13 protein-coding genes are annotated in these 12,865 nt (G+C 57.1%); 3 read left to right on the top strand and 10 right to left on the bottom strand.

Going from position 1 to position 12,865, the window contains the following annotated elements; genetic code table 11:
* Positions 1-6 precede the first annotated feature (6 nt).
* Entirely contained in the window at positions 7-975 is a 969-nt protein-coding gene (locus KG007_RS13165; protein ID WP_213349508.1) for a dihydroorotate dehydrogenase-like protein, read from the top strand.
* A gap of 132 nt (positions 976-1,107) precedes the next feature.
* Here KG007_RS13165 and KG007_RS13160 read toward each other — a convergent pair whose 3' ends face one another.
* The 6 genes from KG007_RS13160 to ftsY form a co-directional block, all read right to left on the bottom strand.
* Entirely contained in the window at positions 1,108-1,734 is a 627-nt protein-coding gene (locus KG007_RS13160; RefSeq protein ID WP_213349505.1) for an HD domain-containing protein, read from the bottom strand.
* 167 nt (positions 1,735-1,901) lie between these two features.
* Positions 1,902-3,449 (bottom strand): ribonuclease Y, encoded by a 1,548-nt coding sequence (rny, locus tag KG007_RS13155; protein WP_195461545.1) that lies wholly within the window; start codon positions 3,447-3,449, stop codon positions 1,902-1,904.
* Positions 3,450-3,803: 354 nt separating this feature from the next.
* Positions 3,804-4,103, bottom strand: coding sequence for a cell division protein ZapA (locus KG007_RS13150; protein WP_195461546.1), 300 nt, complete (start codon positions 4,101-4,103; stop codon positions 3,804-3,806).
* A gap of 67 nt (positions 4,104-4,170) precedes the next feature.
* Positions 4,171-4,491, bottom strand: a complete 321-nt coding sequence (locus KG007_RS13145) for a hypothetical protein (protein ID WP_195461547.1) — start codon at positions 4,489-4,491, stop codon at positions 4,171-4,173.
* A 182-nt stretch (positions 4,492-4,673) separates the two neighbouring features.
* Entirely contained in the window at positions 4,674-5,978 is a 1,305-nt protein-coding gene (rimO, locus tag KG007_RS13140; RefSeq protein WP_213349502.1) for a 30S ribosomal protein S12 methylthiotransferase RimO, read from the bottom strand.
* Positions 5,979-5,984: 6 nt separating this feature from the next.
* Positions 5,985-6,980 (bottom strand): signal recognition particle-docking protein FtsY, encoded by a 996-nt coding sequence (ftsY, locus tag KG007_RS13135; RefSeq protein ID WP_195461549.1) that lies wholly within the window; start codon positions 6,978-6,980, stop codon positions 5,985-5,987.
* A gap of 167 nt (positions 6,981-7,147) precedes the next feature.
* On the opposite strand from ftsY, the gene KG007_RS14010 reads away from it, so the two are divergent.
* Entirely contained in the window at positions 7,148-8,089 is a 942-nt protein-coding gene (locus KG007_RS14010; protein ID WP_249413365.1) for a hypothetical protein, read from the top strand.
* 7 nt (positions 8,090-8,096) lie between these two features.
* Positions 8,097-10,109, top strand: coding sequence for a glycosyltransferase (locus KG007_RS13120; protein ID WP_213349496.1), 2,013 nt, complete (start codon positions 8,097-8,099; stop codon positions 10,107-10,109).
* A gap of 78 nt (positions 10,110-10,187) precedes the next feature.
* Here the strand turns inward: KG007_RS13120 and KG007_RS13115 are convergent, their stop codons facing one another.
* From KG007_RS13115 to KG007_RS13100, 4 genes are all read right to left on the bottom strand, one after another.
* Entirely contained in the window at positions 10,188-10,346 is a 159-nt protein-coding gene (locus KG007_RS13115; RefSeq protein WP_213349494.1) for a DUF4295 domain-containing protein, read from the bottom strand.
* Between the two features lie 12 nt (positions 10,347-10,358).
* Positions 10,359-10,541, bottom strand: a complete 183-nt coding sequence (rpmG, locus tag KG007_RS13110; RefSeq protein ID WP_015547264.1) for a 50S ribosomal protein L33 — start codon at positions 10,539-10,541, stop codon at positions 10,359-10,361.
* Positions 10,542-10,557: 16 nt separating this feature from the next.
* Positions 10,558-10,791 carry a 50S ribosomal protein L28 gene (gene rpmB / locus KG007_RS13105; RefSeq protein ID WP_022062508.1) on the bottom strand — a complete coding sequence of 78 codons (234 nt, stop codon included), beginning with the start codon at positions 10,789-10,791 and terminating at the stop codon, positions 10,558-10,560.
* 121 nt (positions 10,792-10,912) lie between these two features.
* The gene (locus KG007_RS13100) at positions 10,913-12,841 is read right to left on the bottom strand and encodes a tetratricopeptide repeat-containing sensor histidine kinase (protein WP_213349491.1); all 1,929 of its coding nucleotides are present in this window, start codon (positions 12,839-12,841) and stop codon (positions 10,913-10,915) included.
* Positions 12,842-12,865: the final 24 nt, after the last annotated feature.

Here is a 12,865-nt window from a genome sequence, read left to right as displayed (position 1 = left end):
TTTACTATGAAAACGAAATATCTCGGGCTGGACCTTTCGAGCCCCGTCGTAGTCAGCAGTTCGCCCTATACGGCGACGATCCGCAATGTCGAACAGTGCGTCCGCAACGGTGCGGGCGCCGTAGTCCTGAAGTCGATCTTCGAAGAGCAGATTTACCGCCAGGCCGCCTCGCTCGACCGTATGGAAGGGTATGGCGATGCCGGGGAATACCTCGAACGCTATCTGGGCGAAGCCTATAAGGCCGAGTTGCTGGAACTGGTCTCCGACGCCGCCAAGACGGGTATTCCCGTTATCGGCAGCATTAACTGCGCCGGTGCGGGCGACGTGTGGATCGAATATGCTACGGCCATGCAGCAGGCCGGGGCTTCGGCGCTGGAACTGAACATTTTCCTGCTGCCGACCGACCGGCTGGCCGGGGCGCAGCAGATCGAACAGCATTATGCAGACATCGTGCGCAAGGTCGCCGCAGCGGTGACGATCCCCGTGTCGGTGAAACTGCCGATGCGCCTGACCAACGTGCTGTCGGTCGGTGATGCGCTGCTGGGCCGCGGGGCCAGCGGACTGGTGCTTTACAACCGTTTCTTCGAACCGGACATCGACATCGAGAAGATGTGCTTCGAGAACAGCGATCCTTTCAGCCAGCCGAGCGAACTGCGCAATGTGCTGCGCAGTACGGCGTTGTGCGCCCATGCGCTTCCGCAGTTGGACATCGCTGTTTCGACGGGTGTCCACGACGGGGCCGCTGTGGTCAAGTCGCTGCTTTGCGGCGCGGCTGCCGTGCAGGTCTGCACGGCGATCCATAAATACGGTTACGAGGTGATCGGGGAGATGAACCGTTTCGTCGACGCATGGGCTGCCCGCCAGGGCTTCGAATCGCTCGGCGAGTTTCGCGGACGCATGGACTACGGCTCCTCGGAGGGCGAGTTCTACCAGCGTGTGCAATACATGAAATATTTCCCGCACGATACGGAGTAAATTCGCGTGCCTGAAACCAGAAATCCCGGATGCCGTTTGTCGGTTTCCGGGATTTTTTGCGGGGTTTCGGGTTGCGGTAGGCTGTTTTGCGCCCGGCTTTTGGCGGCTGTCATTCCGGCCTGTGCAGCGGGCCTATTTCGCAGTGGTTTCCGCGTCGAATGCCGTGTCGAAGATCGTCCGCAGCCGCTGCGGATCGCGAATCACGCTGCGCAGTTCTTCGAGCCGCCGGGCGTTTTCCGATTCTGCGATCCAGAGCTTCAGGTAACCGCCTTCGGCGTATTTCTCGTGCAAATGTGCGAGGCAGCGGTCGTACTGGGCTTCGCGGTCCAGCTCCGGATAGTGTGCCAGTCCGTACTGCACGGTGCGGCGGATGATCGTCGCGGGGTCGATTACCCGGTCGGCCTCGGCCACGATGCGTCCGTAGATCGTGCGGGGCTCGTGGTCCGACGAGGCCCGGTGGTCCTCCACGGCGTCGCGCATCACGGCGATCTGCTCCTCCGTGAACCAACGGCGTAACTCCGCATCCGCCGCGAGGATGCGCCCTGCGTCGATGTGGTGCTGTTCGCGCCCGTTCACGAGGCCCGTGTCGTGGTAGGCGGCGATGGTATAAACCATGTCGGCGTCCACGTCGTAATGCGCGGCCAGGCCGAGGCTTTGTGCGATGACTGTCCGTACGTGGTCCGTGCGGTGTGCTGCGTCGAAATGTGCATAGCGGGGGATGATCTCCCGTTCGATGTATTGTTCGAGTTCCTGGTTCATGGTGTAAAGGTATAAAAAAGTCCCGGATTAACGGATCGTGTTATGGGCGTATTCGCTCTCGCTGTTCCGGGCTGAGGGGCGTATGGCATGTATAAAAGAATCCCTCCTGCAAAGGAGGGATTCAACTGGATGCCGAAGTTCCGGATGGCGTATCCGGGCGGGATTGGTTATTTCGCGTAGGATACGGCGCGGGTTTCGCGGATGACGGTGATCTTCACCTGACCCGGGTAGGTCATTTCGTCCTGGATCTTCTTGGCGATATCGTGCGACAGTCCTTCCGACTCCTGGTCGGTGAGTTTGTCCGCTCCGACGATCACACGCAGTTCGCGGCCGGCCTGGATGGCATAGGTCTTCATCACGCCGGGATACGAAAGGGCGATGTCTTCCATCTCCTTCAGGCGCTTGATGTAGCTCTCGACCACCTCGCGGCGTGCACCGGGACGTGCGCCCGAAATGGCGTCGCAAACCTGGATGATCGGGGAGATGATCGAGGTCATCTCCACTTCGTCGTGGTGGGCGCCGATGGCATTGCAGATCTCGGGTTTCTCCTTGTATTTCTCGGCGAGTTTCATGCCGATAATTGCGTGCGGCAGTTCCGGTTCGTCGTCGGGCACTTTGCCGATGTCGTGCAGAAGGCCTGCGCGGCGGGCGGTTTTGGGGTTGAGGCCCAGTTCCGACGCCATGATGCCTGCGAGGTTCGCCGTTTCACGGGCGTGCTGCAACAGGTTCTGGCCGTAGGACGAACGGTATTTCATCTTGCCGATCATGCGGATCAACTCGGGATGCAGTCCGTGGATTCCGAGGTCGATCGTCGTGCGTTTGCCGACTTCGACGATCTCTTCTTCGATCTGTTTCTGGACTTTGGCGACTACCTCCTCGATACGTGCGGGGTGGATACGGCCGTCGGTTACCAGTTGGTGCAGGGCCAGACGCGCGATCTCGCGGCGTACGGGGTCGAATCCCGAGAGGATGATGGCCTCGGGCGTATCGTCGACGATGATCTCGATGCCCGTCGCAGCCTCCAGGGCGCGGATGTTGCGGCCCTCGCGGCCGATGATGCGGCCCTTGACCTCGTCGCTCTCGATGTTGAACACCGTCACGGCGTTTTCGATGGCCGTCTCGGTCGCTACACGCTGGATCGACGCTACGATGATGCGCTTGGCCTCTTTCGTAGCCGTCAGCTTGGCCTCTTCGACGGTTTCGTTGATATAGGAAGCGGCTTCGGTCTTGGCCTCGGCCTTCATGTTTTCGATGAGAATATTTTTGGCGTCTTCCGAACTCATGCCCGAAATCTGCTCCAGGCGCGTGTTCTGTTCACGCTGCATCTGGTCGACCTCCTCCTTTTTGTGCTCGAGGATCTGCAACTGATTCTGCATCTGCTCTTTCAGCCGGTCGTTTTCGCGGAGTTTATTCTCCAGTTCGCGCTGCTGGTTTTGCAGGTTCTGCTCGATCTGCTTGGCGCGCTGCTCGCTCTGTGCGATCTTCTGGTTCCGCTCGTTGACCTGGCGGTCGTATTCGCTCTTGAGCTGTATGAATTTCTCTTTTGCCTGAAGGATACGCTCCTTCTTGATCATCTCTCCCTCGGCCTCGGCCTCCTTGAGGGCGGCTTCGCGGCGCTTGCGGATCGAGGTCTTGGCCACGAGGTTCGTTACGACCGCGTAGACTGCGACGGCGACCACGGCAGAGATTGAGGCAGCCAAAATGATACTATACATTGGTCTTTACTTGTTTTTAATTATTATTAGGGTTTCTTATTGTGTAGCCATAAAAAAACCGCATAGGATTCCTTAGTCTCGTTTGACGAATCTGCCGATCAGTCATGTGTGGGGGCTCCGGCAATCGCAATCTTCCAACGGTACGCCGTAACGTACTCCCCGTGAGGGTAGTAAGGCCTGATTTTGAAGCGCCTTGAGTTGCCCCAATTTAAAAAGTGTTCAGTTTCGCAAAGCTTTAAGGAATCTATGCGGGTAGATTCTTATATGTAAAAGAACGTTTTTCGTAACATGCATATTGTCCGCCGCCGGGCTTCGCTTCGTTGCGCCGCCCCTTTTTGCAGACTTCCCCGGAGGTTACTTCTTCGGGTCGTTCAGATACGCATCTATTTCCGTGCCGATTTTTTCAAGCTGCCGGAGATCTTCGTTGTCCACCTCCCGGCTCTGCCGCATTCCGACGTTCGCGATAGCGAATTTCAGTGCGGCCATCGACAGATAGTCTTGGTCGGTCCAGTTCTTGATATTCTGTTGTTTTATCAGTGCGAGGTAGCTGTTCACCTCCCGTTCGGCAAGCCGGTATACCTCCTCTTTCCCGCTCTCGATATTGAACGGATAGCTCTTGCCTGCTATTTTGAGGGTTATCGCCTGTTTTGCCATTTTTCGGTTCGTTTATTATGCTTTCCTCTTCGTTGGGGCCTCCCGGCCGTTTTCCTCGTCTTGGCCTCTATTCGGCCTGTTGTTCCGCCGGGGCCGCCAGCGGCTGGCCCAGCAGTGCGATGCATTTGTCCACCTCCCGCATAAGACGGTTGACGCGTGCCCGCGCTTTTTCCCGGTTGCGGCTTTCGCCTGCAAGTCCCTCGGTCAACTGCATGCGCGCTACTTCGGCATCCAGTTCCCTGACGCGTTCTTCGAGCGTGCGCTTCTCGGAGCGGAGCGTGTCGCGCTGCGCAGTCAGTTCGGCGCAAAGATCCGACAGCCGTTTATGGTCGTCGATCAACTGCCGCACGCGGGCTTCGATGTTCGTTATCACGCTTTTGTCGGCCATGGCCTTCGGGTATAATTCCGGTTTACCTTTCAAAGGTACGAAAAAGAACGGTAAATTACAAATAATATTTCAAGAGGGGCGACTCCGCCGCTTTACAATCCGCGCAGACGCACTCGCAGCCTCCGGCTGCGTTTACAGATTTAACCCACCCCTAAATCCCCGCCTTGGCGGGGGCTTTCTGGTTACGGCCTCGCATTTACCGCTTCTCCGTAAAGGTCGTAGTCGGCGGCCGAGGTGATCGTTACGTCGTAGAAATGCCCGCGCAGCAACCGTCGTCCCGATGCCGGAATCAGGATTTCCTGGTCCACTTCGGGTGAGTCGTACTGCGTGCGCCCTACGTAGAAATCGCCCTGGCGCGAATCGACGATCACCCGTTCGGTGCGTCCTACGCGGCTGCGGTTGTTTTCGAGCGAAATTTCATTTTGCAGGGCCATGATGCGCTCCACACGCTCCTGCTTGACCGCTTCGGGCACGTTGTCCCGGAGCTTTTCGGCCGACCACGTTCCCTCTTCCTCCGAGTAGGGGAAGACGCCCAGCCGTTCGAAGCGCACCTCGCGCACGAATGCCAGCAACTCCTCGAAATCGGCCTCCGTTTCGCCCGGATAACCCACCAGCAGTGTCGTGCGCAGCGCCAGGTCGGGAATCGCCCCGCGCAGGCGGCGGATCAGCTCCATCGCTTCGGCCTTGGTATGGCGGCGGTGCATGGACGCGAGTTGTGCGTCGGAGATATGCTGGAACGGAATATCGAGGTATTTGCAGATTTTCGGTTCCGAAGCCATGACTTCGATCACCTCGTCGGGAAAAGCCGCCGGGTAGGCGTAGTGGAGCCGTATCCATTCGATGCCGTCGATGCGGCAGAGGCGGCGCAGCAACTCGGCGAGCATCCGCCTGCCGTAGAGGTCGATGCCGTAGTAGGTCGTGTCCTGCGCGATGACCATCAACTCCCGGACGCCCCGTCCGGCCAGCTTGCGGGCCTCCTCCTCCAGCTCCTCCATCGGAACTGAAATGTGCTGGCCGCGGATGAGCGGAATGGCGCAGTAGCCGCATTTCCAGTTGCAGCCCTCCGAAATCTTCAGGTAGGCGTAGTGCTTCGGGGTCGTCAGGCAGCGTTCGGTAGCCAGCGCCGGGTCCTCGGCGGCCCCCAGGGCGCGGACGATGCCGTCCCAGGTGCGGGCTCCGAAATAGTCGTCCACCTCGGGGATTTCGGTCCGCAGGCAGTCGGCGTAACGTTCCGAAAGACAGCCCACGACGAAGAGCTTTTCGATCTTTTCGGCGCTTTTGGCCGCCGCGGCCCGGAGGATCATGTCGATCGATTCCTGTTTTGCGTCGCCGATAAATCCGCAGGTGTTGATCACCACGACCTTGGCATCGGTGCGGTCGCTGTCGTACAGCACTTCGTATCCGGCCGCCGAAAGCCGTGCCATCAGGTGCTCGCTGTCGACCGTGTTCTTCGAGCAGCCGAGCGTTATGACGTTAATTTTTTTCATCGAGGGTTACTTGCTTTCGCCGAACAGTGCGTTGACGAACTCCTTGCGGTCGAAGATCCGCAGTTGGTCGATGCCCTCGCCGATGCCGATGTAGCGTACCGGGATGTGGAACTGGTCGCTGATGCCGATCACGACACCGCCCTTGGCCGTGCCGTCGAGTTTGGTGATCGTGAGCGAGGTGACCTGTGTGGCCTGCGTGAACTGTTTTGCCTGCTCGAAGGCGTTCTGTCCCGTCGAGCCGTCGAGTACGAGCATCACTTCGTGCGGTGCGCCGGGGATTACCTTTGCCATGACGTTGCGGATTTTCGTCAGCTCGTTCATCAGGTTGACCTTGTTGTGCAGACGCCCGGCGGTGTCGATCAGCACCACGTCGGCGCCGTTGGCCTTGGCCGATGTGAGCGTATCGAAAGCCACCGATGCAGGGTCCGATCCCATCTGCTGGCGGATCATCGTAGCTCCCGCGCGGTCGGCCCACACCTGCAACTGGTCGATGGCAGCCGCGCGGAACGTGTCCGCCGCGCCGATCCAGACCTTGCGCCCCGCTTTGTTGAGTTGCGCCGCCAGCTTGCCGATGGTCGTGGTCTTGCCGGCGCCGTTGACGCCTACGACCATCACCACATAGGGCTGGCCCTCGGTGGCGTCCAGTCCGAAATGCTCCGACGAACCGTGTGCGTCCTCCATCAGCGTCATAATCTCCTCGCGCAGGATCGACTGCAATTCCGAGGCGTTCATGTATTTGTCCCGGGCGACGCGCTCTTCGATGCGGCGGATGATCTTCACGGTCGTTTCCACGCCCACGTCCGACGAGATGAGCACCTCTTCGAGGTCGTCCAGCACGTCGGCGTCGATCGTCGAGCGGCCCGCCACGGCGCGCGCCAGTTTCGAGAAAAGCCCCGTTTTCGTTTTTTCCAGTCCGGCGCTGAGTTCTTCCTGTTGTTTCTGCGCCTGCTCCCCGGTGGGCGGCGTATCCTGTTTCTTTTTGAAAATATCGAAAAATGCCATGTCGTTATGAATTTCTTTGGAAAGGCTGCGTAAGCCGGCTGCAAACCAGGTTTGCCTGGGTTTGCCGGGGCGCCGCCTGCCTGTGTGAAAGTTTTTCTTTTGGCAAAGATAACAAGAAAGTTTGGAAAAAAACGTTATATTTGTCGTATATACCTTTATCTATAATGATGAAAAGAACCATTCTGCTGTTGTTCGCAGCGCTTTGCGGGGTACTGACGGCCGCCGCCCAGGACTTGATCGTCAAGACCGACGCCACGAAGATCGAAGCCAAAGTGATTGAAATTACGCCCGATGCGGTGCGTTACAAACGTTTCTCGAATCCCGACGGTCCGACTTACGTGCTTCCCGTTGCGGAGATTCATTACATCCAGTATGCCAACGGCGAAAAGGAGTATTATACCAAGAGTATCCCCGCAACGCCGCTGACCCCGGCTGTCCCTGCAACTCCTGCAACTCCTGCAACTCCTGCAACTCCTGCGGTTCCCGAGACTCCGGCAACCCCGGCTGTTCCTGCGGCTCCCGCTGTTCCTGCGCAGCCTGTTTCCGGCCAGTATGTGCTCAAGCTGTATGAGATCGGCGAACTCTATGATCAGAACGGTATCAAGGGGGTGATTTGCCAGCTTTCGGACGACCGCCTGCATGGCCTGGTGGTGTCGCTCGACGAAATTTACCTCCATTGGAGCGAGTTCCGCAAACCCGACCTGCGCGTGGCCGGCGCCGACAACCGTACCGACGGTGTGGAGAATATGGAGAAGGTGGCGCAGTATATTGCGGCCAACAACCTTTCGTGGGATGATTTTCCGGCTTTCAAATGGTGTCGCGACAAGGGCGAGGGCTGGTATCTGCCCGCCATCGACGAACTGCTGACCATCGGCCACAACTATAACGGCGGAACCCGTGTGACGAACAACCGCCAGGCGCGCAATAAGTTCAACGATGCACTCAAGGATGCCGGGGGTAAGCGTATGGACCGCCTCGTGTACTACTTCTCCTCGACCGAAATGGACGAGAAGAACGCCTACACGACCCATATGGGTATTGAACCTCCCTACGTGATCGAAATCCCGAAGTACAATAAATTCCTCGTGCGCGCCGTACACAAATTCTGACGTTTTTATGCCTTCTTTGGAGCGAATAAATCTTTTCGTCGCCATCGACGAAAGTTATGCGCAGCATTGCTGTGTGATGTTGGTTTCGGTATTGGAAAACAATCCGGACCAGGCATTTGATTTCCACATACTGACCGACGGCCTCTCGGAGCACAGCCGCAGCCGGCTCGAATCGGTAGCCAAACGCCATACGGATTGCCGGTTGGATGTCCGTCTTGTCGATGACGCTGATTTTCGGGATCTCAAACTCAATATCCCGCACGTTTCGCGCCATACTTATTATAGGTATGCCATCGCCGAACTCTATCCTCAGCTCGACAAAGCCCTTTATCTCGATGCCGACCTGGTGGTCCGGGGAAGCCTTGCGGAGTTGTGGAATACCGACCTCGCCGGGTACTTGTGCGCCGGCGTGCGTGACCTGGGAATCGAAGAGCTTCATTATAAGCCGGAGATCGGTTTCGAATTGGACGAGTTGTATATCAATGCCGGAGTGTTGTTGCTTAATCTTGCGGAGATGCGCCGGGAGGGCCTTTTCCGTCGGTTGTGCGATAAAACCGCCGAATTGGAAGGGCGGATTCGCTTTCAGGATCAGGATGTGATCAATATCGTCTGCCGGGGGCGGATTCTCGAATTGCCCGAGCGGTTTAATTTCACCTGGGAGCATACCCGGGCTTTCCCTGCCCGGCGTGCCGAGGCCGTCATCGTTCACTATACCGGGGCCCGGAAACCTTGGTCGGCGGCGTTTTGTCCCAATCCGTTGAAAGGAATTTATTACCAGTATCTTGCCCGGACACCCTATGCATCGGCCCGCTATGGATTACAGTTCCGCCAGGCCGTGCAGAAGATGCTTCCCGCATTTTTGCGTAAAAAACCGACTGGGGTGAAACCCATCCGGGTCGCACTGATTGTCAATGAATTTTTCGGCGGCGGGGGTACGGCTATCGGCGGCATCGGATTTCTTGCCCGCAATTATATCGCCCGGTATATTCCCTGCGACGATATCCGGATCGACGTGCTGATCGGACGGCATCACGGTCTCTCGATGGCCTCGCGGATTCGTGTGGACAATGTTTTTCTGTATCGCCTGCCGGGGCGTCATTTCATCGCCCGGTGGCTGAAGCGGAAACATTATGATCTTTATTTCTCTCCCGAAATGACTTGGGATATGCTGCATTACGAGGGGAAAAGCAACATTCCGTTATTGCTCTGGGTGCAGGACCCGCGGCCCTGGACCGATTGGCTCGAAATCCAGACGGTCGGCATGTATCCCGAAACTTGTTACTGGAACACCCGGATTTACGAATCCGTACACCGGCTTTTCAAGCAGGGACGGGTGTCGTTCGTGACTCAGGGGCGTTACCTTGCCGAGAAGGCCCGTATCCTTTACCGGCTCTCCGGTCAAACCCCTGTAGAATACCTGCCTAATCCGATCGACGTGGAACCCGGGTTCGATGTCGAAAGCCATCCGAAAAAGGATATGGTGATTTTTGTCGGACGCATCGCTTCCGTCAAGCGGGCGTGGTTGTTCTGCGAGATCGCGAAGCGTACTCCCGAATATGATTTCTACCTGATCGGACAGTCGCAGATCGAAAAGGACCGCAACGATGAGATTATGGCGCCTTATCGTACCGGTATTCCCAACCTGCATTTTACGGGGCATCTCGAAGGCGAAGAGAAATTCCGCCATATCAAGGATGCCAAAATTCTGATCAATACGTCGATTCACGAGGCGCTGCCCGTGACGTTCCTCGAAGCCCTGGCTTGCGGGACATTGCTGGTGAGTTGCCAGGATCCCGACGGAATGACTTCCCGTTTCGGTATTTATACGGGTCCGGTGTTGGGCGACGGATATGACAAGGTCGATCTTTTCGTCGATGCGGTCCGTACGCTGATCAAGGATGAAGCGCGGCGCAAGGAGTTGTCCGTTGCGGCGCGTGAGTATGTAAGGACCGTGCACGGCGTCGGGGAGTTTATCCGCAACACCCGCAGCCTGATTCGTGAGAACGCATTGCGACGTTAGCGGTCTCCATATTGGTGAAAAACACAAAGGGCATCCCGAAAGATGCCCTTTGTATTTAAGAGTGGTCTCTTAAAATACTTATTTCTTCTCGTCGAAGAAATCCTTTACCTGGTCGTTGGGAATGACGCCTTCCTTGAACATGTAGGAACCGGTTTTGTCCGACTTGACCATCTTGATGCACTTGGTGAATTGCTTACCCGTGCCGGTTTTCAGTGTTGCGACTACTTTCTTTGCCATAGAGCTTCTTTACTATTTGATTTCACGGTGAACGGTAACCCGCTTGAGGAAAGGATTGTACTTCTTACGCTCCAGACGATCGGGGGTGTTTTTCTTGTTCTTGGTGGTGATGTAACGGGACATTCCCGCAACGCCGCTCTCTTTTTGTTCGGTGCACTCGAGGATGACCTGAACTCTGTTGCCTTTCTTTGCCATTTGTTACTCGTTGTTTTTAGTACACGCTTTTGGGTGCGGCAGCTTCGCGAAGAGCGGCTGCGAGCCCTTTCTTGTTAATTGTTTTCATTCCGGCAGCGGATACCTTCAGGGTAATCCAGCGGCCCTCCTGCTCGGACCAGAAGCGCTTGGTTTTCAGATTGGGACTGAATTTGCGCTTGGTCTTGTGGTGCGAGTGCGAGACGTTGTTGCCCACAATCGCCACCTTGCCTGTGATTTCGCAAACTTTCATTGTTTGATTTTTTTTGGTTAAAACCCGGTTAAGGGAGTGCAAATATACAACCTTTTCGGCAAATAGCAAAGGCGGTCCCCTTTTTTTTCGGCCGGAAGCCCGATTCGGAAGCTGATAGGGGCTATTTGACGGGGATTGTCAGCAGGAACCGTGCCCCGGAGGCATGTCCCGTGTCGAGGCGTACATCGCCGCCCAACGCGCGTGCGATCAGCCGGCTGACGGACAGTCCGAGCCCGAGGCCCTGGGTGAAGGTGTCGAGCTTGACGAACCGTTCGAAAATATGCTCGTGCTCTCCTTCGGGCACACCGGGACCGAAGTCCGTAACTGCGAAGGTGATGCTGCGGCTGTCTTCGGACAGGTCGTAGGAGAGCGTAACGCCCTTCGCCGGGTCGGTGAAACGGACGGCGTTGCGCAGCAATTCGGTGAGCGCTTTGGAGAGCAGAAGCTCCGATGTCCTGAGCCGGAACGCTTCCCGTCCTGGCAGGAACTGGATTTCAGCCTGCTGCCGTTCGCTTTTCGCCAGGTTGTGAATACACTCCCGGCAGCAGGCGTTGATTTCGACCGGAGCGGCCGCCGGGGGATTGTCGGACGATTCGAGGTCGGCGATATAGAGTACGTCGCTCACCAGTTTTTGCAGATTGCCGCTGTTTTCCCAGATGATGTCGATATAGACGCTGCGTTCGGGATCGTCGTCCGCAGTCGTTGCGGCCAATTCGGCGAATCCGACAATCGAGTTCAGCGGCGTGTTGATCTCGTGGGTGATGTTGCGGATGAAATGGCTTTTCATCCGGTTGGCCTCCTCGGCGGCACGTTTGGCGTGGGCCAGGCGGCGGTTGAGGCGCGTCAGGATGACGATGAATGCCGTGGCCAGCAGCAGGATGACGCCCAGTCCGATTTCGAATATGCGGGAGCGGCGCAGCCGTTCGGCCTGGGCCTGCTGCTGCGCTTCGATCTTTTCGCGGTCGAGGCGTTCGACATCGAAAAGCGTGGCGAATTCGTTGAGCGTCTCCCGGTTATTGTGCTCGTACCTCTCCTGTGCCAACGCTGTCTGCTGCGAAAGGTCTTCGGCTGCGGCCCTGTAATTCCCCAGTTCGTAATTGATCGCAGCCCGGGTCCCGAGCATCGGGATATAGAAATAATGCATGCTGGACGTGCTGTCCTGCTGCGTTTCGTAGGCGGCCAACTGCTTGTTGACGATTGCCAGCGCTTTGTTCAGTTCGCCGCTGCCCCGGTAAATGGCGATCTCGATCTCCTCGATCTTGTTTTCCGAGACGTAGCCGTTGTTCCCCTCGCGGATTTCGCGCAGGAGCTGCCGGGCGTGCGAAAAATCCCCTTCGTTCGCATAGCGGTTGGCCCGGGCGATGCGGACACGCCAGATATGCTCGGGGAGCAGAATGGTTTTTTCGGCCATTCGGAGCGCCTCGTCGGCCTGGTCGTATTTTTTCTGCAGGGTATACATCTCGCCCAGTTGCAGGTAGAGGTAGGAGATATCGACCTCTTTCAGCCCGTTCGGACCGGCGATCCCGATGGCTTTGCGGTAGGAGTCGATCGCTGTGTCGTAAAGCGATTTGGTTCGGTATATATGCCCCAACTGCTTGTATGCCTCGGCGATGGCCGGTTTGTAGTCGTCCCGGATCGCCTGGTCGCGGAAGCGTTCCAGTTCGTATTGTGCGAGGGTGTATTTGCTGTATTTGGTGTAATAGGTGATCAGCCGTGTCCAGACGAAATAATAGTGCGTCAATTGGTTGTGCTCCCGGGTGAATTGCTGGGTGCGTGCGACCCACACTTTGACCGAGTCGAAGTTGCCGGTATAGTAGTAATAGTCGGTTTTCAGGCACATCGCCACGGATTGCATGCGGCGGTTCTGTTTCTCGCCCGCCAGCCGGAACATGGTGTCGGCTTTGAGCGGCATTTCCGGATCTTGTTTGTGGCGGTTGCACCAGCGGTAATAGGCTACAAGCATAGTGTCGAGCCCGTCGGCTGCGGTTTGGGCGGTAGCAGACGATACGGACGCTACCAATATGGCTAAAAGCAGCAGGGCGTTTTTCATTACTTTTTGGGCTAAAAACGCTCA

It is taken from the genome of Alistipes montrealensis (genome assembly GCF_018362775.1).
In the GTDB taxonomy this organism is placed as follows: domain Bacteria; phylum Bacteroidota; class Bacteroidia; order Bacteroidales; family Rikenellaceae; genus Alistipes; species Alistipes montrealensis.
This window is presented reverse-complemented; position numbering and strand designations above follow the sequence as displayed.